21 protein-coding genes, 1 pseudogene and 1 riboswitch are annotated in these 21,344 nt (G+C 68.0%); of the genes and pseudogenes, 10 read left to right on the top strand and 12 right to left on the bottom strand.

Going from position 1 to position 21,344, the window contains the following annotated elements:
• Positions 1-90: 90 nt before the first annotated feature.
• A complete protein-coding gene (locus tag FB459_RS00405) occupies positions 91-561 on the bottom strand; it encodes an aminoacyl-tRNA deacylase (protein WP_129625479.1) in 471 nt (156 codons plus the stop codon).
• A gap of 23 nt (positions 562-584) precedes the next feature.
• Here FB459_RS00405 and FB459_RS00400 point away from each other — a divergent pair, with 23 nt between their 5' ends.
• The 4 genes and pseudogenes from FB459_RS00400 to hutI all read left to right on the top strand — a co-directional run bounded on the left by FB459_RS00400 (position 585) and on the right by hutI (position 4,577).
• Positions 585-1,799, top strand: a complete 1,215-nt coding sequence (locus FB459_RS00400) for an allantoate amidohydrolase (protein WP_281279503.1) — start codon at positions 585-587, stop codon at positions 1,797-1,799.
• Positions 1,799-1,963, top strand: a pseudogene (locus tag FB459_RS00395) (pyrimidine dimer DNA glycosylase/endonuclease V); the annotation flags it as partial. The gene FB459_RS00400 and the pseudogene FB459_RS00395, both read left to right, overlap by 1 nt.
• Before the next feature lie 53 nt (positions 1,964-2,016).
• Positions 2,017-3,384 (top strand): formimidoylglutamate deiminase, encoded by a 1,368-nt coding sequence (locus FB459_RS00390; RefSeq protein WP_141927055.1) that lies wholly within the window; start codon positions 2,017-2,019, stop codon positions 3,382-3,384.
• Positions 3,381-4,577 (top strand): imidazolonepropionase, encoded by a 1,197-nt coding sequence (gene hutI, locus FB459_RS00385; protein ID WP_141927054.1) that lies wholly within the window; start codon positions 3,381-3,383, stop codon positions 4,575-4,577. The genes FB459_RS00390 and hutI overlap by 4 nt, the downstream gene beginning before the upstream one ends.
• A gap of 54 nt (positions 4,578-4,631) precedes the next feature.
• On the opposite strand, the gene FB459_RS00380 is transcribed toward hutI, so the two are convergent.
• The 4 genes from FB459_RS00380 to FB459_RS00365 all read right to left on the bottom strand — a co-directional run bounded on the left by FB459_RS00380 (position 4,632) and on the right by FB459_RS00365 (position 8,441).
• Positions 4,632-4,940 carry a DUF4333 domain-containing protein gene (locus FB459_RS00380; protein WP_141927053.1) on the bottom strand — a complete coding sequence of 103 codons (309 nt, stop codon included), beginning with the start codon at positions 4,938-4,940 and terminating at the stop codon, positions 4,632-4,634.
• 72 nt (positions 4,941-5,012) lie between these two features.
• Positions 5,013-6,296, bottom strand: coding sequence for a dihydrolipoamide acetyltransferase family protein (locus tag FB459_RS00375; protein ID WP_246092248.1), 1,284 nt, complete (start codon positions 6,294-6,296; stop codon positions 5,013-5,015).
• On the bottom strand, positions 6,289-7,320 hold the full coding sequence (locus tag FB459_RS00370; protein WP_141927051.1) for an alpha-ketoacid dehydrogenase subunit beta: 1,032 nt from the start codon (positions 7,318-7,320) through the stop codon (positions 6,289-6,291). Before FB459_RS00370 ends, FB459_RS00375 begins: the two co-directional genes overlap by 8 nt.
• Positions 7,317-8,441, bottom strand: a complete 1,125-nt coding sequence (locus tag FB459_RS00365; protein ID WP_141927050.1) for a thiamine pyrophosphate-dependent dehydrogenase E1 component subunit alpha — start codon at positions 8,439-8,441, stop codon at positions 7,317-7,319. The genes FB459_RS00370 and FB459_RS00365 overlap by 4 nt, the downstream gene beginning before the upstream one ends.
• Before the next feature lie 65 nt (positions 8,442-8,506).
• On the opposite strand from FB459_RS00365, the gene FB459_RS00360 reads away from it, so the two are divergent.
• Positions 8,507-9,031 carry an Lrp/AsnC family transcriptional regulator gene (locus tag FB459_RS00360; protein WP_141927049.1) on the top strand — a complete coding sequence of 175 codons (525 nt, stop codon included), beginning with the start codon at positions 8,507-8,509 and terminating at the stop codon, positions 9,029-9,031.
• Positions 9,032-9,181: 150 nt separating this feature from the next.
• On the opposite strand, the gene FB459_RS00355 is transcribed toward FB459_RS00360, so the two are convergent.
• The gene (locus FB459_RS00355) at positions 9,182-9,505 is read right to left on the bottom strand and encodes a DUF4235 domain-containing protein (RefSeq protein ID WP_170221625.1); all 324 of its coding nucleotides are present in this window, start codon (positions 9,503-9,505) and stop codon (positions 9,182-9,184) included.
• 172 nt (positions 9,506-9,677) lie between these two features.
• Positions 9,678-9,785: riboswitch (TPP riboswitch) on the top strand.
• A 16-nt stretch (positions 9,786-9,801) separates the two neighbouring features.
• Here FB459_RS00355 and FB459_RS00350 point away from each other — a divergent pair.
• The 4 genes from FB459_RS00350 to FB459_RS00335 are packed head-to-tail and all read left to right on the top strand — an operon-like array spanning position 9,802 to position 14,427.
• Positions 9,802-10,866, top strand: a complete 1,065-nt coding sequence (locus FB459_RS00350) for a thiamine ABC transporter substrate-binding protein (protein ID WP_141927047.1) — start codon at positions 9,802-9,804, stop codon at positions 10,864-10,866.
• A complete protein-coding gene (locus FB459_RS00345) occupies positions 10,866-12,509 on the top strand; it encodes an ABC transporter permease (RefSeq protein ID WP_141927046.1) in 1,644 nt (547 codons plus the stop codon). The genes FB459_RS00350 and FB459_RS00345 overlap by 1 nt, the downstream gene beginning before the upstream one ends.
• 2 nt (positions 12,510-12,511) lie before the next feature.
• Positions 12,512-13,513, top strand: coding sequence for an ABC transporter ATP-binding protein (locus FB459_RS00340; protein WP_141927045.1), 1,002 nt, complete (start codon positions 12,512-12,514; stop codon positions 13,511-13,513).
• Positions 13,510-14,427 (top strand): N-acetylglucosamine-6-phosphate deacetylase, encoded by a 918-nt coding sequence (locus FB459_RS00335; protein WP_141927044.1) that lies wholly within the window; start codon positions 13,510-13,512, stop codon positions 14,425-14,427. Before FB459_RS00340 ends, FB459_RS00335 begins: the two co-directional genes overlap by 4 nt.
• Before the next feature lie 8 nt (positions 14,428-14,435).
• Here the strand turns inward: FB459_RS00335 and FB459_RS00330 are convergent, their stop codons facing one another.
• Positions 14,436-15,242 carry a thioesterase family protein gene (locus FB459_RS00330; protein WP_246092247.1) on the bottom strand — a complete coding sequence of 269 codons (807 nt, stop codon included), beginning with the start codon at positions 15,240-15,242 and terminating at the stop codon, positions 14,436-14,438.
• Between the two features lie 93 nt (positions 15,243-15,335).
• Here FB459_RS00330 and FB459_RS00325 point away from each other — a divergent pair, with 93 nt between their 5' ends.
• The gene (locus FB459_RS00325) at positions 15,336-17,582 is read left to right on the top strand and encodes a heavy metal translocating P-type ATPase (protein WP_141927043.1); all 2,247 of its coding nucleotides are present in this window, start codon (positions 15,336-15,338) and stop codon (positions 17,580-17,582) included.
• A 9-nt stretch (positions 17,583-17,591) separates the two neighbouring features.
• On the opposite strand, the gene FB459_RS00320 is transcribed toward FB459_RS00325, so the two are convergent.
• The 5 genes from FB459_RS00320 to FB459_RS00300 all read right to left on the bottom strand — a co-directional run bounded on the left by FB459_RS00320 (position 17,592) and on the right by FB459_RS00300 (position 21,310).
• Complete coding sequence (locus FB459_RS00320) at positions 17,592-18,311, bottom strand: anti-sigma factor (RefSeq protein WP_141927042.1); 720 nt, start codon at positions 18,309-18,311, stop codon at positions 17,592-17,594.
• Positions 18,295-18,855, bottom strand: coding sequence for an RNA polymerase sigma factor (locus FB459_RS00315; protein WP_246092246.1), 561 nt, complete (start codon positions 18,853-18,855; stop codon positions 18,295-18,297). Before FB459_RS00315 ends, FB459_RS00320 begins: the two co-directional genes overlap by 17 nt.
• A gap of 16 nt (positions 18,856-18,871) precedes the next feature.
• A complete protein-coding gene (locus FB459_RS00310) occupies positions 18,872-19,558 on the bottom strand; it encodes a class F sortase (protein ID WP_141927040.1) in 687 nt (228 codons plus the stop codon).
• Positions 19,558-20,397 (bottom strand): DUF4397 domain-containing protein, encoded by an 840-nt coding sequence (locus FB459_RS00305; RefSeq protein WP_141927039.1) that lies wholly within the window; start codon positions 20,395-20,397, stop codon positions 19,558-19,560. Before FB459_RS00305 ends, FB459_RS00310 begins: the two co-directional genes overlap by 1 nt.
• A 118-nt stretch (positions 20,398-20,515) precedes the next feature.
• On the bottom strand, positions 20,516-21,310 hold the full coding sequence (locus FB459_RS00300; RefSeq protein ID WP_141927038.1) for an aminoglycoside adenylyltransferase domain-containing protein: 795 nt from the start codon (positions 21,308-21,310) through the stop codon (positions 20,516-20,518).
• Positions 21,311-21,344: the final 34 nt, after the last annotated feature.

Genomic DNA, 21,344 nt, shown 5'->3' with positions numbered 1-21,344 from the left:
CGAGCGCGTTGACCCGCGCTTTCTGCGGACTTTCGTGGGGAGTGTCCGCAGATCAGGCGGGTCGACCCGCGCTTTCTGCGGACTTTCGGGTCAGTCCTGCTCGGACAGGTCGGCGACGGTGGCACCGAAGTGGGCGATCACGTCGTCACCGCTGACAGAGAGACCGACGCCGTGACCGCCACCACCGAGACTGATCGTGCGGCCGCGCAGGTGTTCGTCGGCGTAGACCGGCAGGTCACGCGCCGAACCGAACGGGGTGATGGTGCCGCGTTCGTACCCGGTCACTTGCTTGGCCGTCGCCGCGTCGGGCATCGACAGTCGTTTGGTGCCGAGCAGCTCACGCACCTTCGGCCAGGAGAACTGACGGTCACCCGGCACCAGCACGAACACGTACTCATCGTCGGTGACCCGCACGACGAGGGTCTTGATCAGGTCGCGCGGTTCGATCCCACGCGCTGCCGCGGCCTCCTCCAGACTCGACACTTTCCCGTGCCGGGTCACGGTGTGTTCGATACCTGCCGCACGGGCGGCCTCGATCGCCGGAGTCGTTTCGTCAGCCATGTGACCGAGCCTAGGTTGGACAGGTGACTGCTGAGCACTCCCATTTCGACGCGATGTGGGCCGAACTGCAACCGATCGGACGCGACGGTCGGACGGCCGGTTACCGGCGGTTCGCGCTGACCGACGAGGACCTCACGCTGCGCGAATGGTTCGCCGGTGAGTGCGGCGCACTCGGTCTCGACCTTGTCGAGGACCGGATGGGCAACCAGTGGGCCTGGTGGGGAGACCCGGACGCAACCGCCGGGGTCGTCACCGGCTCGCACCTCGACTCGGTGCCGGACGGTGGTGCGTACGACGGGCCGCTCGGCGTCGTATCTTCCCTCGCCGCCGTGAAACGTATGCAGGACAATGGGTTCCGGCCCGATCGTCCGATCGGGATCGTGAACTTCGGGGACGAGGAAGGTGCACGCTTCGGTGTTGCCTGCGCCGGTTCACGGGTGATCACCGGTGCAATGACCACTGACCGTGCGCTCGCGCTGAAGGATGCCGACGGTGTGACGATGGCCGAAGCCATGCAGCGCGCCGGTCGATCCACGGGCATCGGACGGGACGAGGAGACCCTGCGCCGGGTCGCTGCGTTCGTCGAACTGCACGTGGAGCAGGGCCGCGCCCTGGCCGACCTCGACCCGGCCACGTCCGCGGTCGCCGTCGGTACGGACATCTGGCCGCACGGGCGGTGGCGCGCCGACTTCGCCGGACGGGCCGACCACGCCGGCACCACCGCGCTGGGCGATCGAGCCGACGCGATGCTCGAAGCGGCTGCCTTCGTCCAGGCCGCACGCGAGGAAGCTGCCCGTCGCGACGGTGAATCCCGTTGTGTCGCAACGGTGGGCAAACTCGACGTACAACCCGGTGGTGTGAACGCGATTCCTTCGCATGTCACCGCTTGGTTGGACGCCCGTAGCAGCGACGAGCGCCTCGTGCTCGACACGATCGCCGCACTCGAGCGACGTTTCCCGGGTGCGCTCAGCCAGGAGTCCTGGACCCCGACCACACCGTTCGACGCCTCGCTGTGTGCCCGACTGCAGCGCACGCTCGGTGCACACACGCCGATGCTCGGCACGGGCGCCGGCCACGACGCAGGCATCCTGGCCAATGCCGGTGTGCCGACCGCGATGTTGTTCGTGCGCAACCCGACCGGCAGTTCGCACACACCCGAGGAGTTCGCCGAGGCGGACGACTGCCACCGAGGCGTCGACGCACTGGTGAAGGTGCTGGAAGACCTGGCGAGCGTCTGATGCGCATTTGGTCGGTCCACCCCGCTCAACTCGACCGCGCGGCTCTGGCGTCGTGTTGGCGAGAGACCCTGCTGGCTCAATCCGTGCTTGCCGGGCGCACCAAGGGCTACACCCGGCACCCGCAACTCCAACGGTGGCGAGCCACGCCCGAACCCCTCGCTGCACACCCGATGCTCGAGTTGGTCGACGGCGGGATCGAACCGTGGGAGATCGTGAAATGAAGCAGTTCTGGTGCGAGTACGCATTGCTGCCCGACGGACTCGCGCGGTCGGTGCTGTTGACGATCGAGGGCGCAGAAGACGGCGACGATGCCCGACGCTTCGTCGCCGTCGAGCAGGACGCGCCGGCCGGGGGTGCCGAGGTACTGCGCGGGGTCACCATGCCGGGTTTCGCGAACACCCACAGCCACGCCTTTCACCGCGCCTTGCGGGGTCGCACCCACGACGGCGGGGGCACGTTCTGGACCTGGCGTGACCGCATGTATCACGTTGCGGGGCAACTGGATCCCGACAACTATCTATCGCTGGCCAGGGCGACGTACGCAGAGATGGCGCTCGCGGGCATCACGACGGTCGGTGAGTTCCACTACGTGCATCACAACCCGGACGGCACCCCGTACGACGACCCGAATGTCATGGGCATGGCCCTGCAGCAAGCGGCACGGGACGCCGGTATCCGGTTGACCCTGCTCGACACCTGCTATCTGCGTGGCGGGTTGACCGCCGACGGGCACACCCCCTTGTCAGCCCAGCAACGCCGATTCGGCGATGCGGACGTGATGGCCTGGGGTGAACGGGTGAGCCGTCTCGACGCCTGGCATTCGCGCGGCTTCGCCGTCGGCACCGCAATGCATTCAGTGCGGGCGGTGCCTTTCGACCAACTGACAGCCGCCGCGAACCTCGCTTCACACGTCTGCGAGGGCACATGGTCCGTCGATCCGTTGCACATCCACTTGAGCGAGCAGCCGGCGGAGAACGAAGCCTGCCTCGCTCACTACGGACGGACCCCGACCCAGCTCCTCTCGGAAGCCGGCCTGATCGATCGCAATCTGACCGCAGTCCATGCCACCCACCTCAACGACGAGGACATCCGCCTGCTCGGAGACGAGCACGCCTTCGCGAGCTTCTGTCCGACGACCGAGCGTGACCTCGCCGACGGCATCGGTCCGGCCAAAGCGTTGCGCGACAGCGGAGTCGGCATCTCGCTGGGCAGCGACCAGCACGCGGTGATCGACATGTTCGAGGAGATTCGAGCGGTCGAGATGCATGAGCGTCTGCGCACCAATGCACGAGGTCACTTCGCAGCGCAGGACCTCCTCGGTATGGCCACCCGGCACGACAGCCTGGGCTGGGAGGACGCCGGACAGCTCGCTCCCGGCATGCACGCCGACTTCGTCACCGTCTCGTTCGACTCACCACGCACGGCCGGCATCGACCCGGCTCAGATTCTGTTCGCCGCGACGTCGGCCGACGTGCACACCGTCGTCCGTGACGGTGAGCCGATCGTGACCGACGGGCACCACCGCCTCGGCGACGTGGGACGAATGCTCGCCGACTCCATCGCACCCTTCTGGGAGGACGCATGACCAGCACGCTCATCACCGGCATCAGCGAACTCGTCACCAATGACGCAGAGCAGGACAACGGGTTGCTCGGTATCGTCGAGGACGCGGCGATCGTGGTGTCGGACAACGCGATCGAATGGATCGGTCTGCAGTCCGAGGCGCCCGCGGCGGACCTGCACCGCGACGTCGGCGGACGAGCAGTGCTGCCGGGTTTTGTCGACAGCCACACTCACCTCGTCTTCGCCGGGGACCGCAGCGCCGAGTTCTCGGCACGGATGACCGGTGAGCCGTACGACGGGGGCGGCATCGCGGTGTCGATGGCCGCCACCCGGGGCGCGTCGGACGACGAACTGCGCTCGCTCGTCCGTCGCCGCGTCCAGGAGATGCGCGGCCAGGGGACGACCAGCTGGGAGATCAAGTCGGGTTACGGACTCGATGTGGACACTGAGGCCCGGTCGCTGCGTATCGCTCGCGAATTCACATCGGAGACAACGTTCCTGGGTGCCCACGTCGTGCCGCCGGAGGCGAGGAAAGACCGCGCGGCGTACGTCGAACTCGTGACCGGACCGATGCTCGAGGCGTGTGCTCCGCACGCGAAGTGGATCGACGTCTTCTGTGAACCACACAGCCAGTACGCCTTCACCGAGGCGGAATCACGCACGGTGTTGGACGCCGGAAAGGCGAGGGCACTCGAGGTGCGGGTACACGGCAACCAGTTGGGCCACGGTCCCGGCGTGCAGCTCGCGGTGGAACTGGGTGCGGCGAGCGTCGATCACTGCACCTTCCTGACCGACGGTGACGTCGATGCCCTGGCGGCGAGCGACACCGTGGCCACGCTGTTGCCGGGCGTGGAGTTCTCCACCCGGATGCCGTACCCGCGGGCGCGTGACCTCATCGATGCCGGCGCCACGGTCGCACTCGCGAGCGACTGCAATCCGGGTACGTGTTACTCCAGTTCGATCCCGTTCGTCATCGCGCTGGCGGTGCGCGAGCTACGGATGACTCCTGCCGAGGCGGTATGGGCGGCGACTGCCGGGGCGGCGACGTCGTTGCGCCGCAACGACATCGGAGTGCTCACTCCGGGAGCGCGAGCCGACCTCGCAGTTCTGAATGCGCCGAGTCACCTGCACCTGGCGTACCGGCCGGGGGTGCCGATCGCTGCGGCGGTCGACCTTTGCGCGGGAGAAGAGCTGGACGAGCTGCACCTGGAGTAGGAATGAGGAAGGGCCGCACCGAACCGGTGCGGCCCTTCCTCATCGAGCGAAGGATCAGTCCTTCTCGACCGAGTAGTTGACGGTCTTGCCGTTGACCGACTTCACGACAGCCTTGAACTTCTGCTTGGAGCCGGCGACCTCGGCCTCACACTTGACTTCTTCACCGACCTTCGCCTTGAGGTCGTCGTCGCAGTTGACGTCCTTGACTTCCTTGTCGGGGTTGGTCGACTTGATGCGCTGCTCGATCTGCTTCTCGACGTCCTTCTCCTTCACAGCCGGTTCGCTGCTGCACGCGGTGAGCCCGCCGAGGAGAAGGGCACTGGCGAGGGACGCCGCTGCTGCGCGGCCGAGGCGGTTGGTCATGATGATTCTTCCTCCGAGAGATTGAGGTTTGTCCTCGTGGATCCTACGCAGGAATGCGCGCACCGAGGCGGCTCAGCAGTCGGCCAGTAGTCGCACCGGCTGCTCGACCGCATCGGCGGTGAATCGCAGGAATCCGCCGGCTGAACCGCCGTCGCACACGCGGTGATCGAAGGTGAAACCGAGTTGGGTGACCTTGCGGACGGCGAGTTGTCCGTCGACCGCCCATGGCCGATCGATGATGCGTCCGACACCCAGCATCGCTGCCTCGGGGTGGTTGAGGATCGGTGTGGACCCGTCGACTCCCAACACGCCGTAGTTGTTCAGCGTGAAGGTGCCGCCGGTGAGTTCGCCGGGCGACAGGTCGCCGGTGCGGGCGCGAGCAGTCAGGTCGGCCAGCGCCTCGGCCAACCGGCGGGTGGTCATCTCCTGAGCACCGCGCACGACGGGAACGACCAGACCCCGGGGCGACTGGGCCGCGAAGCCGAGATTGACCTGCTTGTGCCGCACGATCGTGTCGCCGTCGACGGACGCATTGAGTTCGGGGAACTGCTGGAGTCCGGCGACGCAGAACCGTGCCAGCAGCGCGAGCAGGCTGATGCCGGACGACTTCAACTGTGCGCGCACGTCCAGCAGTTCGGTGGCATCGACGTCGACCCAGGTGGTGGCGTCCGGGATCTCCCGACGCGAGGTCGACAGCTTATCGGCGATGGCCTTGCAGACGCCGGTCAGCGGGATGCGTTCGTCGCCGTCCGCGGCGACCACGGCCTTCTCGGGCTCGGCGGACTGCATGTTCGTCCTGGCCGAGAGCGCCGACTCGATATCGCTGCGTCGCAACACAGTTCCCGAAGCCGGTCGCAGGGTGCACAGGTCGAGGCCACCGTCGGCGGCGAGCTTGCGCACCAGCGGCGAGATGACCTGCGGGGCACGCTGCTGCGTGAACGCCGACGGCAGGGAGGCTGTGGCGTCCACGCGGGAGCGGTCTGTGGAGCCGTTCAGCGCGCCGCGAGGCGCGCGCCGACGGCGGGTCTGGTCGGCGTGGCCCGTGCCGTACCCGATCAGGACGGCGCCGGAACCATCGTCGCCTTCCTCGCCCTGCACGGCCTCTGTGGCAGGGGCGTTGTCGGAGACCGTGATCAGCGGGGTGCCGACCTTGACGACATCACCGGTGCTCCCGTGGCGAGTGGCGACCCGCCCGGCGTAAGGGATGGGTACCTCGACCGTGGCTTTGGCGGTCTCGACGACCACGACGTTCTGGTCGGTCGACACCTCTGCCTGGTCCTCGACCAGCCACTCCACGATCTCGGCCTCGGTGAGTCCTTCGCCGAGGTCGGGCAGATTGAAGACGCGCTCAGCCACGGTTGTCACCGACGAACGGCTCGTCGTCCCACTGCAATCGGTCGATCGCATCGAGGATGCGGTCGACACCGGGCAGGTAGGTGTGCTCCAGCATCGGCGCCGGATACGGAAGCGGCAACCCGCTGACCCGCAGCACCGGGGCGGCCAGGGAGTGGAAGCAGCGTTCGGCGATCCGAGAGGCCAATTCGCCTGCGACGCCGGCAAATCCCTGCGCTTCGCTGACCACCACGCAGCGTCCGGTACGCCGCACCGACTCCATGACCGACTTGTCGTCCAACGGGACGATGCTGCGCAGATCGACGACCTCGACGTCGTAACCCTCTTCGGCGGCTGCTTCGGCCGCTTTCAGCGACACCGGCAGCGAGGGACCGTAGGCCACCAGGGTGACCTCCTTGCCAGGCCGGCGCACGGCGGCCTGACCGACAGGCGCCGAGGGAGTCTCGGTGTCGACGTCCGCCTTGCTCCAGTAGAGGACCTTCGGCTCCATGAAGATCACCGGGTCGGGATCGGCGATCGCCTCGCGCAGCATCCAGTACGCGTCCTGCGGCGTGGCCGGGGTGTAGACCTTCAGGCCGGGCGTGTGCGCGTAGTAGCCCTCGGAGGAGTCGCAGTGGTGCTCCACCCCACCGATGCCGCCGGCGTAGGGCACCCGGATGACCATCGGCAGCGTGACATTGCCGGCGGTGCGGTTGTGCATTTTCGCGACATGAGAAGCGATCTGTTCGAACGCCGGGTAGGCGAACGCGTCGAACTGCATCTCGACCACGGGCCGAAAACCGTTGTAACACAGGCCGATCGCGAACCCGACGATGCCGGACTCAGCCAACGGCGTGTCGAAGCAGCGGTCCTCGCCGAAGTCGCGGGTCAACCCGTCGGTGATGCGGAAGACGCCGCCGAGGGTGCCGACGTCCTCACCGAAGACCAGGACGTCGTCGTTCTCGGTCATCGCATCGCGCAGCGCCTGGTTGATTGCCTTCGCGAAGGTCAGCGAGCTGGTGCGGACAGGAGCGTCGATGGTGGTCATCGGGTCACCTCGTCGGCGGCCTGCAGTTCGCGGACGACCATGGCGCGGGCGTCCTCAACCTGAGGCGTCGCGGACTGGAAAACGTTGTCGAACAAGGACATCGGGTCGACAACGGGGTCGGCGTTCATGCGGTCTCGCAGGTCGGACGCCAACGCTTCGGCCTCCTGGCGGACCGCGTTGGCCTGGTCGTCGTTGAGCAGACCGCGTGAACGCAAGTACGCCTCGAGACGTGCGATCGGGTCACGGTCGAGCCAGGCGCAGACCTCGTCGCCGGAGCGGTAGCGGGTCGCGTCGTCGGCGTTGGTGTGTGCGTCCATGCGGTAGGTGTGCGCCTCGACGAGGAACGGACCCTTGCCGCTGCGGCAGTGCTCGAGCGCCGCGTCCATGACGGCGAGCACCGCGGCCGGGTCGTTGCCGTCGACCTGCTCGCTGGCCACGCCGTAGCCAATTCCCTTGTACGCCAACGACGGTGCCTTCGTCTGCTTGGCGAGCGGGACGCTGATCGCGTACTTGTTGTTCTGCACGAAGAAGATCGCGGGCGCATCGAAGACCGCCGCGAAGTTCAGCGCCTCGTGGAAATCGCCCTCGCTGGTCGCACCGTCGCCGATGAAGCCGAGCGCGACGGAGTCCTCACCGCGACGCTTGAGGCCGTAGGCCGTGCCGGCCGCGTGCACCAGCTGCGTCGCCAGCGGAGTGCACTGGGCGGCCGTGCGGTGCGTCATCGGCTCGTACCCGCAGTGCGCGCTGCCGCGCAGCAGGGTCAGCACCTCGACCGGGTCGATGCCGCGGCTCACCAGAGCCATCGACTCGCGATAGGTCGGGAACATCCAGTCGCGCTCGGTGAGCGCACGGACCGCAGCGACCTGGCAGGCCTCCTGACCACGCGAGGACGGATAGACCGCCAGCCGACCCTGTTTGGTCAGAGCGGTCGCCTGCAGATCGAAGCGGCGTCCGATCACCATGTGCCGCCAGACGTCCTGGAGCCGGTCGGCGTCCGGCATGACATAGGGACGACGGGTGCCGGTCTGGGTGACCTCGGCGCCAGTCGGGTCGATCAGCTGCACCGGTCGGGCGGAGGGCAGGAGGTCCTCGATCGCCGGATCATGGACTGTGGTCTGCATCACACTATCGTCGCTATCCGGGCCTACTGGCTCAAGTTCGGCGCAAAGGAGTGGATGATCGGCGCATGAATGCCGAAGATGAGATCAATTCGTCCAGTCGTGATGCACGCTCCGCACCGACGGCTGGACGATCGGCAGCGGCCCTGGACGTGGTGGATCGACGCATCCTGGCGGCGTTGCGCGAGGATTCCCGGCTGTCCGTGCGAGCGCTTGCCGAGAAGCTGCATCTGAGTCGGGCCGGGGCCTACGCGCGCATCGAGCGGTTGCGCGAACGAGGAGTGATCACCGGCTTCACGATCGCCATCGATCCGGCGGCGGCCGGCCTGACCACCACGGCGTACGTGGCGATCAACATCGAGCAGAACACCTGGCGCCGGGTCAGCGACGAACTCGCGACGTTGCCCTATCTGGACACCATCTCGCTCATGGGTTCGGACTTCGACGTCCTCGTCCAGGTGCACGCGCCCGACAATGCCTCGCTGCGCACGCTCGTCCTCGAACGCATCCAGGCCATCCCGGGCGTCCTGGGCACCCGCACCTGGCTGGTGTTCGACGAGTCCCGTGGGGTCGGGACTCCGTGGCAGGCGTGAGCACATGGCTGTGCCTCCCGCTGCGGGCGGGGGATTCCGCGGCGGGAGGCACATGTCAAGCTGCGTGGATCACGACTGGCCGCGCCGGCGGCACCCGTCGCGGCCCGGGCGGCCAGAAGCGACCCGGTTGGCCGGACGTGAGGCTGATGGTCAGGCCTTCTTGGCGGCCTTCTTCGTTGCCTTCTCCAGCGCCTTCTGGTGCTCCTTGACGACGACCTGCGGCGGGTGACCGGCGGTCTTGGTCCAGACGTCGGCGGCCTTGCGCTCACCCAGCGCGCGCACACCCTGCGCGACGGCGGCGGCGAGCAGGACGAAGAGCGCGGTCTCCTTGGCGGAGTAGTTCGGGTCGTGCTTGCCGACCGGCGCCGGCTGTCCGGTGACTGCGTGCCAACCCTGGTTGGTGACCTTGTTGGCGATCTGAGTTGCCGCCACACCGGCCGCAGCCGAGACGATCTTCCACACCACAGAGCCCATGAGTTCCTCCAAGTCAGCGGCCGTCACCGGCCGGTCGGGTCGATTTGTCTGTTCAGAGCCTGCCATGTTTCGCCCGGCCCGCACGTTTGCGCGCCCGATGATTCGGGCTGTGATCCCGGCCGCATGGAACGGCCGCCGACAAGACGCCGGAGAGACGGTGTAGCGTCCGATACGGAAACGACAGGGGAGCGCACGGTGCGCTGAGAGTGCGGCGATCGGGCCGCAGACCCTCGAACCTGATCCGGTTAGTACCGGTGTAGGAAGTCGAGCCCCTCCTTGCATCCGAGGAGGATCAGTTGTTCCGGAGAACCTTCACCACCGCGTGCTGCGGCACCCTCGCCCTGGCCATCGCCGGCTGCTCGACCACCGGCGACGACAAGCCCGCAGCGACATCGTCCGGCAAGGTCACGACCGTCAAGCTCGTCACTCACGAGTCGTTCGTGATCCCCAAGGACGTGCAGGCCGAGTTCACCAAGACCACGGGATACCAACTGCAGGTGCTCGCCTCCGGGGACGCGGGCAAGCTCGCCAACTCGGTCGTGCTCGCCAAGGGCAACCCGACGGGCGACGTCGTGTTCGGCATCGACAACACCTTCGCTTCCCGGGTCGTCGGCTCCGGTGCGCTCGCCGCCAACGAACCGAAGGCGCTCCCGAAGAGCGCATCGAAGTACGCGTTGCCCGGCGAAGCCGCGCATTCGCTCGCGCCGATCGACTTCGGTGACGTGTGCGTCAACGTCGACGACGCCTGGTTCGCCGCGAAGAAGAAGGCGAAGCCGCAAAGCCTGGACGACCTCACCAAGCCCGAGTACAAGGACCTCTTCGTCACGCCCGGTGCCGCGACGTCCTCGCCCGGTATGGCCTTCCTGCTCGCCACTGTCGCGAAGTACGGCGACGACGGTTGGCAGGACTACTGGAAGAAGCTCAAGGCGAACGGCGTGAAGGTCACCAGCGGTTGGAGCGACGCGTGGGGCGTCGACTACACCGCCGGCGGCGGCAAGGGGACGCGTCCGATCGTGTTGTCGTACAACACTTCTCCCGCCGACACGATCAAGGACGGCAAGCCGACGACATCCGCCATGACGGACTCCTGCTTCCGGCAGGTCGAGTACGCCGGCGTGCTGAAGGGCGCGAAGAACGAGCCCGGCGCGAAGGCGTTCATCGACTTCATGCTCGGCAAGAAGTTCCAGGCGTCGATGCCGAAGAACATGTACGTCTTCCCGGTCGATGACCAGGTGAAGCTGCCCGACGCCTGGCAGACCGCGGTCAAGGTGCCGGACAAGCCGTTGCAGGTCGACCCCACGAAGATCACGAAGAACCGGGACGACTGGCTGCGCCGCTGGCAGGACGCCGTCTCCGGGTGATGCGTACTCGCCTCGGGCGATCGCTCGTTCCGGCGCTCGCAGCACTGATCCCGCTGGCCTTCCTGGCGGTGTTCTTCCTGCTGCCCGTGTCGGCGATGGTCGCCCGAGGCCTGCACCTCGACGGGCAATGGTCCTTGGACGCGGTACGTGACGTCCTGACGCGGCCACGCACCCGCCGCGTCGTCTGGTTCACGGTGTGGATCAGCTCGCTCGCGACGCTCATCACCGTGCTGCTCGGCGTGCCGATCGCGTACGTCACCTACCGGCTGAAACTGCCGCTGACGGGGCTGGTGCGCGGGCTGCTGGTGATGCCCTTCGTGCTGCCGACCGTCGTGGTCGGCATCGCGTTCCGCAGCCTGCTGTCGACGTCCGGTCCCTTGGGTTTCCTGGGTTGGGACGGCTCGTGGCAGGCGATTCTCGCCGCCCTGGTGTTCTTCAACATCGCGGTGGTCGTGCGCACCGTCGGCGGACGCTGGCAGTCGCTCGATCCACGGCAGGCCGAGGCTGCGGCCTCGCTCGGCGCGAGTCCGTGGACGGTGCTGCGAACCGTCACTCTGCCGGCGTTGCGTCCGGCCGTCGTCTCCGCCGCGATGGTGGTGTTCCTCTTCTGTGCCGGGTCCTTCGGCGTGGTGCTGACGCTCGGCGGGGTGCGCTACTCGACGGTCGAGACCGAGATCTACCTGCTGACCACGAACTTCCTCGACCTGCGCGCCGCCGCGGTGCTGAGCCTGCTGCAGGCACTGGTCGTGATCGCACTGCTGTTGCTGACCGAACGCATCACCGACCGTGGCGAGACCCGTCTTCGATCGGGCACCTCTGTGCAGCAACGGGTTCGGCGCAGCGATCTGCCTCACCTACTGCTCACCGGCGCCGCGTTGATCTTCGTGCTGGCGCCGCTCGTCACCCTCGTCGCCCGGTCGCTGCAGGTCGGTGACGGCTGGGGCTTGGGCCATTACCGCAAACTCACACAGGTCGGATCGGTGCCGCTCCTGCAGGTCAGCGTCTTCGATGCGCTGCTGACCTCGTTGCGGGTGGCGGTCGACGCCACCTTGCTCGCGATGCTCCTCGGACTGCTGGTCAGCTTCGTGATCACCCGGCGTCCGACCTCGGCGGGCGGACGCCGCCTGCTGTCGGCGCTGGACGCCACCTTCATGCTGCCGCTGGGTATTTCCGCGGTCACCGTCGGGTTCGGCTTCCTGATCGCGTTGGACGAGCCGCCGCTCGACCTGCGCTCGTCGCCGCTCCTCGTCCCGATCGCGCAGGCGCTCGTCGCTCTGCCGCTGGTGGTGCGGGTGATGGCGCCCGCGCTGCGCTCGGTCGACCCGCGGGAACGGGAAGCGACCGCTGCACTAGGTGCCAGCCCGATGAGGGTGTTCTGGGACGTCGACCGGCGGGTTTTGACCAAGCCGCTGCTGGCTGCGACCGGGTTCGCCTTCGCCGTGTCTTTGGGTGAGTTCGGGGCGACGAGTTTCCTTGCGCGGCCGGAGAATCCGACTCTGCCGGTCGTGATCTACCAGCTGATCGGCCGCCCCGGCGCCGACCACTTCGGCATGGCCCTCGCGGCGTCCGTGATCCTCGCCGGTGTGACTGCAACGATCATGGTCGCGGTCGAGCGACTGCGCGGTCGGACGGGAAGTTGGTGAGCATGCAAGACGGACTGGTGGTGAATGACGTCCGCGTCCGTTTCGGCACGACGATGGCCGTGAACGACGTCTGCCTCGAGCTTGCGATGGGCCAGGTGATGTCGATCCTCGGACCGTCCGGTTGCGGAAAGTCCACCCTGCTCCGGGTCATCGCCGGACTGCAGGACCTCGAAGCCGGCACCGTCGGTTTCGACGGTCAGGACGTCACGCGCGTACCGACCCACCGCCGTGGGTTCGGGTTGATGTTCCAGGACGGGCAACTGTTCGGACATCTCGACGTCGGCGGCAATATCGCCTACCCGCTGCGGCGGCAGGGGGTTCCGTCCCGCGAACGCACTGCCCGGATCACCGAACTGCTGGAGCTCGTCGGACTCGCCGGCTACGAGAAGCGCTCGATCACCACGCTCTCCGGCGGACAACAGCAGCGCGTGGCGCTCGCCAGAGCGCTCGCCCCACGACCGCGACTGCTGCTGTTGGACGAGCCGCTGTCGGCTCTCGACCGCGACCTGCGAGAGCGGCTGGCCACCGATCTGCGCCGCATCCTCACCGAGACGGGCACGACCGCATTGCTGGTCACGCACGACCATGACGAAGCACTGACTGTCGCCGATCAGCTGGCGGTCATGCTCGCCGGCCGCATCGTGCAGCACGGTCCGGCGCAGCAGGTCTGGCGTGACCCACGCGGCCGGGAGGTGGCGCGCATGCTCGGCTACCGAACCGAGGTGGATGCCCGGCGCTGGTCGTCCGCCGGCCTTCCTGGAGCGAACGCCGACGGATCGGTCCTGTTGCGCGACAACGCTTTCCGCGTCTCCGACGACGGCACGGTCGAAGGAGTCGTACGGGAGGCGCGTGCGGTGAGCGGGGGTTCGGCACTGGCCGTCGAGCTGCCCGGCGTCGGCCTCGTCCCGGCGGTGGGGGACGACCCGTCGTCCGCGCGTCCAGACGAATCGGTCAGGCTGGAACTCAACCCGCACGCGATCACCACGTCGAAGGCCGAGGCATGACCGAACTCATCGACATCCACTGTCACGGCGCACTCGGTCATGAGTTCGGCGCAGACGTGAAGGGAAGTCGCGCCGCCGCCGGCTACCACCGGTCGCAAGGGGTCTCGCAGCTTGTCGCCAGCCTCGTCTCCGGCACGGCAGAGACGATGGAGCACTCGGTGCGCGTGCTCGCCCCGCTCGTCGCCGAAGGCACGTTGCTCGGCATCCACCTCGAAGGCCCCTTCCTGTCGGACGCGCGGCGCGGCGCTCACGACCCGACCGCTCTGCGCGATGCCGACCGCGCGTTGATCGAGCAACTCGCGGCCGTCGCGGAGAGCGCCGGAACGCCGAATGCGTTGCGCCAGATGACGTTCGCTCCCGAACGCGGTGACACCCGAGGTTTGATCGGGGTGCTGGTCGACCACGGCATCACGCCCGCGATCGGCCATACGGATGCCGACGCCGCCACCGTGACGGCTGCGATCGATCACGTGGTCGAAAGGTCGGGACACCCGGCATTGATCACGCATCTGTTCAACGGCATGCCGCCGATGCACCACCGCGCCGGTGGCCCGGTGGCGGCCGCGCTCGCAGCAGCGGGCCGCGGAGACGTGTTCGTAGAACTGATCGCCGACGGCGTCCACGTCGCACCCGAGGTGGTTCGGATGGTCTTCGAGACCCTCGGTCCCGAGGCGATCGTGCTGGTCTCGGACTCGATGGCCGCGACCGGGCTCAGCGACGGTCCCTACCGGATCGGCACGCTCGACGTGCGGGTGGAGGGTGGCACTGCCCGCCTCGTGCAGGGGGGTTCGATCGCCGGCAGCACCTCGACGCTGGCTGACTGTGTCCGTTGGGCGATCGACGTGGCGGGTCTACCTGAAGCCGACGTGCTCACCGCGGCGTCCGTGACCCCACGCCGAGCGCTCCGGCTCTGAGCGAGCAGCTACCCGGCCGGCTTCTGATCCGGGAACTCGCGCACGGTCAGGCACTGCTCGACCTTGCCGACCGGGCCGTCCTCGTCGTGGACCGTCGTCGAGGTGAGGCCGAGGCCGGTCGGTCCGAAGGTGACCGCCGTGTCCAGACCGACCCAGCCGGGTCGTGGCGTCCGGATCAGGTGCAGTGACAACTCGACGTTCGGGAACATCAGTTCGGTCGGGCGGAATCTCGTCGCAACTCCGTTGGCCGTGTCGACGCGGGTGACGAGAGCGGCCACCGGAGTGGCCCGCTCGCCTTCGACCAGCGTCGGACGCGTGCGGATCCAGACCGACCGGCGTCCGTCGCGCCCACCGGGCAGTTGTCGCATCTCGAGCGAGGCGATGTAGCCACCGGGCCACTCCTTCGTCGGGTCCATGGGAGCCGCGTTCTGCGGACCGTCCATCGCGGGGAGTTCGTTGCCGATGCGAGCGGTGGTGTCCTGCACCGAAAGCCGCCAGGCGCGGGCGCGGATGATCACGCGGCCGCCGATCGTGAGGGTGGCTTCGAGCAGTTCGATGGTGCGTCCCGGGCGCAGCGTGACCACCTCGATGTGCGACTCCGCGGCCGGGATCATGCCGAGGATCTCCCAGGTGATGCGGCCGATCTGCATGTCGTCGCGAGGCTCGTGCGCCTCGAGCATGTAGGTCATCAACGCGCTGATCGGGGCCATGTGCTGCTCGGCGTCCTGCCAGGCACCCTGGGCGTGCAGAGTGGGCATGAAGGTGTTCTCGTCGATGCGCCGGTAGTAGGCGTCGGAGTGCGGATCGAGGCTCACTCGATCGAGCGTAGTTTCGGATACAGGGAATGGACGACCGGGCTGGGCGTTAATACCCCCCAGGGGTATAGTGAAAGGCGGAGGTGAGTCCACATGACCACAGATCAGGACGTCCGGAAGGCCGACGCGAACGGCGATCTGCGGGATGTCGAGCTCGACATCACCGGAATGACGTGTTCGTCGTGCGCGGCGCGCATCGAGAAGAAGCTCAACCGGGTCGACGGTGTGAGCGCCTCGGTGAACTACGCGACTGAGAAGGCGCTGGTGCGGGCGCCGCGCCCGATCACGGTCGATGACCTGATCGGGGTCGTGAAGAAGACCGGCTACGGCGCGTCTGAGCGCACGCACGATACGCAAGACCACATGAATCACGAGGTTGCACCTGCCGAGGTGCTCAAGCGTCGCTTGATGATCGTCTGGCCACTCGTCCTGCCCGTGATCCTGTTGTCGATGGTGCCGGCGTTCCAGTTCACCGGCTGGCAGTGGGTCGCTCTGGCACTCACCACGCCGGTCGTGCTCTGGGGCGCACTGCCGTTCCACCGCGCCGCCTGGACCAACGCCAAGCACGGCGCCTCCACCATGGACACCCTCGTCAGTCTCGGCACGCTGGCCGCGTACCTCTGGTCGGTTTGGGCCATGGTCTTCGGCGACGCCGGCGAACTCGGCCTCAAGCACCACTTCGAGCTCCTCATGCATCCCGAGCACGCATCGAGTGCGATCTACCTCGAAGCTGCGGCGGGTGTCTCGGCATTCCTGCTGACCGGCCGTTACCTCGAGGCCCGGGCCAAGCACTCGTCAGCCGAGGCACTGCGGGCCCTCGCCGAACTCGGCGCCAAGGATGTCGCTGTCCTGCACGACAAGACTGAGCAACGAATCCCGTTGTCGCAGCTCAGAGTCGACGATCACTTCGTCGTCCGACCGGGTGAGAAGGTCGCCACCGACGGCGTCGTCGAGATGGGCAGGTCGAGCATCGACACGTCCGCCATGACCGGTGAGTCGGTGCCGGTCGACGTCAGCATCGGCGATGACGTCACCGGCGCAACGGTCAATGTGAGCGGCCGTCTCGTCGTTCGCGCCACCCGCGTGGGCTCCGACACCGCGCTGGCCGGGATCGCTCGCATGGTGGAGCAGGCGCAGACCGGCAAAGCCAACGCGCAGCGGCTGGCCGACAAGGTGTCGAGCATCTTCGTGCCGATCGTGCTCGCTGTCGCACTGGTCACCTTCATCGGCTGGTGGACTATCGGCGGGTCGCTCGCAACCGCTTTCACCGCCCTGGTCGCCGTACTCGTCATCGCCTGCCCGTGCGCGCTCGGTCTCGCCACTCCGACAGCGTTGTTGGTCGGCACCGGTCGAGGGGCCTCGCTGGGCATCCTGATCCGCGGTCCGCAGGCACTGGAGACCTCCCGCGGCATCGACACCGTCGTGCTGGACAAGACGGGCACGCTCACCACGGGTGAGATGTCGGTCGTCGACGTCCACGGCGGCAGGGCAGTGCTTCGTGCCGCTGCCGCGGTCGAAGCGGGTTCGCAGCACCCGATCGCGCAGGCCATCGTGCGTGCGCAGGAGCCGCCGATGCCCGAGGTCGACGACTTCGAGACGGTCGACGGTTTCGGAGTTCGTGGCACCGTCCGCGGGGTGCCGGTGGTCGTCGGACAGGAGAAGCTGCTCACCGACTCAGGGATGCCGCTCTCGGACGAACTCGTCGCCGAAGTCGACCGGGCCCGGGACGGCGGTGGCACCGTCGTCGTCGTGGGCTGGGAGGGTGCGGCTCGCGGCTTCGTTAAAGTAGCCGACCAGCCCAAGGAGACTGCGGCGCAGGCCGTTTCGGCGTTCAAGGCGCTGGAGTTGCGTCCGGTGCTGCTGACCGGTGATCACGAGTCGGTGGCGCAGTCCGTTGCCGCGGAACTCGGCATCGACGAGGTCATCGCGCAGGTCACTCCTGCCGACAAGGCCGAGCAGATCCGGCACCTGCAGGAACAGGGACGCAAGGTCGCGATGGTGGGCGACGGGGTGAACGATGCCGCGGCGCTGGCCCAGGCCGATCTCGGTATCGCGATGGGCACCGGCACGGACGCCGCCATGCAGGCCGCCGACATCACGATCATGAGCGGTGACCCGCGCAAGGTCGCGACCGCCGTCGAGTTGTCGCGCAGCACGCTGCGGACGATCTACGGCAACCTGACCTGGGCGTTCGGCTACAACGTCGCGGCGATCCCGCTGGCGATGTCGGGTCGGATGAGCCCGATGGTCGCCGGTCTCGCGATGGCGTTCTCGTCCCTGTTCGTCGTCGGTAACTCGTTGCGTCTCAAGGGTTTCCGTCCGACCCACGGCGGCGACTGAACGGAGACCTCAGATGGGCAGCGTGCCGCGAACGATGCTGTCGCCGGAGTGTTTCGGGTCGCCGTCCAGCGGCTCGCGCGATACATCGACGATCACGTAGCCCTCGTCCAGCAGCCGCGGGTCGATGACGAACTGCTGCGGCTCGGTGCCGTGCACGAAGCCGATGCTGATCATCCGCCGGCCGTCCTTGTTGATCAGCCACGCCTCGACGATCTGCCCCTTCGACGGCAACGAGTTCATGGCGATCCGCACCTGGGTCGTCGAACCGCTGCGGGTCAGGTCGGCCTCCCCGAGTTCCTCCGGGGCATCACCCAGCGTGGACAGGGGTGTCCGAGCCAGCGTGGTGGTCGCGACCGTGGGCTCGTCCGATACTCCTGCGGTGAGCCGCCCGATCCCTGCGCCGATCAGCAGCGCAGCCGCGACCGCGAGCAGGGTGCGCCGCCGATTGCGTGGCTTGGGCGCAGCAGGCGCGGTGGGCTGCAGTTCGGCCGATCCCTGAGATCGGGTGCGCAGCTCGACCGGCGCGTCGATCTCAGCCAGTACGCGCTGCCAGACGTCGTCGCTCGCAGGCTCCAACCGATCCGGACCGGACGCTGTCGCGTCGATCGCGCGGACGAACTCCTCGACGGCACGGCGGCATTCGGCGCAGGTGTCGAGGTGTGCCGCATCGGGGTGGTTGCCGTGCGACAACGCGATCTCGATCAGGACGTCGTCATTCGGATGCTGCATGACCCACCTCCTGAAGTCGGGTGCGCAACTGTTGCAGGCCGCGTCGGATATGGCTCTTCACGGTGCCGAGCGGGAGGTCGACCTTGGTCGCGATCGCCTCGTGGGTCAGGTCTTCCCGGAAGGCCAACAGGAGAACGGTACGGCGTGGTTCGCCGAGTTCGTCGACGGCGTCGGTGACGACGACGCGGTCGATCGTTCGTTGCATCTCATCGGGCGTCGCGTCGGGTTCGCGGCCGGCAACCTGGTGGACCAGACGTGACTCCCGAGCCCGCGACGCCATCCGGTCTGCGACCCGGTGTCGGGTGATTCCGACCAGCCACGCGGGGAATGCCGCCGGATCGGGTCGCAGCGTGTGCCGGCTGTTCCACGCGGAGACGAACACCTGTTGGGTGACGTCCTCGGCGTCCGCGCGGTTGCCGAGCGACCGGTAGGCGATGGTGTGGACCAGCGGGCTCCAGAGTCGGTAGATCTCCGCGAGCGCCTCCCGGGACCCTTCCCGCAACTGCACGGCGAGCTGCTGCACGTCGTCCTGGTCCGCGGTCACGTGGACACGGTAGACGTCACGACGTCGATATCCGTTGTGCGACAACCACAACGTTCTGGTCGTAGTGCCCGGTCGAGGGGTCGAACCGGCCGCCACACGTCACCAGGTGCAATCTCTCGGGCCCGGTCGAGGAAAAGAGGTTCGCGGTGTCGAGCCCGCTCTTGCGGATGCGGTTGACCGACGTCGTGCGATAACGGACAGCGCCGGCGCTGGTCTGCACGACGACTTCGCTGCCGATCCGAACCCGTGTCAGCGCCGCCCACGGACCCTTGCCGGAGGTGGCCGTGTCGACATGAGCGGCCAGCACCGTGGCGCCGGCGCCTTCCCCGGGCGACGAGCCGTGGCGGTACCACCCGGCCGTGGTCACGTCAGTCGGGATCTGCATGAGTCCGTCCTGGTCGACACCGACCGGTCGTACCGTCGACCGCAGCCCGATCGAACCGACTGTCACCACCAGCGGCCGGCTGCCCGTCGTCGCGAAGGTCGGGTCGGCCGCACGCCGAACAGGCGTGGGCAGTCCCGTCGTCGGTGACCGAGGAGAACCCAAGGTTCCGGACGGTGCAGGAGTGGACGACGCGAGCGCGGCGAGCACCGACCCGTCCCCGGCTGTAGGGGTGCCGGCCTGATCGACCGCCGCGGCGACGGCACCGCCCAGGAGGGTGGCAGCCAGTACGGCCGCCACCCGTCCCAAGCGGGCAGGCATCACGCGCGTTCGGTCTTCACACGGCGACGGGTGGCGAGCAGCGCAAAGCCGCCTGCGACTCCTGCGCCGAGAGCGATCGCAGCACCGGACGCACCCTGGTCCGTCGCTGCCTGTCCACCGTTGCCTGCGGGGACGCCCCCGGGCATCCCGCCGAGTCCGTCGATGGTCTGTACTGCGAGCTTCAGGTTCTTGTCGGCGGCGCTGCCCCAGGCGTAGACGATCGTGTTCGAGCCCGCCTTGAGCGGCACGTCGGCCGGCCCGATGGCGACGGTCGAAGTGCCGGCCAGGACGACGTCCGCGGAGACGGTGCCGGCGGCGAGGTCGGCCATCGCCTCCTTCGGGTTCACCAGACCCTTGAACGCGGGGGTGCCGTTGGCGCGCACGTCGACGGCCGGGGCCGCAGCAGTGTGACGAACGGTCAGGCGCGCCTTGCCGGCGGCCAGGGCCGAAGTGTCGTTGACGAACGGGGTGAGCGTCGGCTTGCCGTCGGCGTCGAGGTGAGCCACCACGGTGATGTTCGCGCCGGCGGGCACGGCCACGTCGTTCGCCTCGATGACGGCCTTGCCGTCTGCTCCGGCACCCGGGGCGACCACCTTCAGGTCGTAGGAACCGGCCGGCAACGACACCGGGTCGGTCAACGTGCCCGGCGCGAAGTTCGGCAGCAGTTCCTTGCCGTTGGCGTAGACGTCGACCGTGACACCGGGAACTCCGTGAAGCACCGACACCATGGCCGGCTTCGCGCCGTCGGGCGCCGCGGCGGACGCGTGGGCAGCGGCCGGGGCAAGCGCGAGTGTTCCGGTGGCCAGGACGCCTCCGGCGAGGACTTTGGCGAGCTTCATGATGGTCTCCCTCAGGTTGAGGCACTCCCGATGAGTGCTTCTGTCCTCTTCTTCGCTGTGCGTGCCCTCGGTGGATGCACCCGTCGCGAAGATTTTTTCGGGCGGTCTCGCGTCGGCGTCAGGGAGTGTCGGTCGGGTGCAGGTCGTGCTGACCCAGGACGTCTGACAGCAGGTCGACGGTGACGCTCTGCCGGGCGGCATCGTCGGCGAAGGCGCCGTCGTCCCGGCCCTCCTCCCGCCACGCCAAGGCGTGCTCGATGACCGGGCGGTGGCGCTCGTCCATCGCCTCCAGTCCCCAGCGTCCGGCACCCGACTTGGACGTGATCGCGTGCTGGGTCAGCGCGTGGTGCAGCCGGAGTACTCCCAGCACGCTCCACGCCGCTTCGCGCGGGGCAATCCCGGCGTCCGGGGTGTCGACCAGCCCCTGCAGCCGTGGCAACCAGTAGCCCTCGAGATTGGTCCGGGTGTTCAGCTCGAGCACTGTGTCGCTGGTGAAGATGTCGAGTTCGCCGGCGTCCGGGCCGTGCACGGTGATGCCGCGCTCGGCCAGTTCCTGCCAGGTCACCTGGTTGGCGTCGCAGTGATGGGCCACGGTGAACTTGCCGTGCAGCACGCCCGGGTGCACCGGCAGGACGGACGGGTCCTCGGCGAGCTGGGTGGTCGGCAGGTAGAAGCCGTCGAAGTGGTCGGGCAGGTCGCGGTGGTTCTGCTGCAGTTTGGCGATGTCGGTCTCGTTCGGGCGCCGGGTCGTGGTGGCGACGAAGTCGATGTCGCTGTCGTCGAAGTACTCGCCCCAGCACAGCGACCCGTGCAGGTACATCCCGTCCAGGTAGCCCGGCAGGCGCTCGTCGATGAGTCGCACCGCCCGCTCGGCGGTCGCTCGGACGTCCGACGGCAGCTGCGGGGTAGACATGAGTCGAGGCTAGCCGCGCGCACGCGCACTAGGG

The organism is Yimella lutea (assembly GCF_006715095.1).
Taxonomy (GTDB): domain Bacteria; phylum Actinomycetota; class Actinomycetes; order Actinomycetales; family Dermatophilaceae; genus Yimella; species Yimella lutea.
Note: the sequence above shows the minus strand (reverse complement) of the source record. Positions and strands in the feature narration are given on the sequence as shown.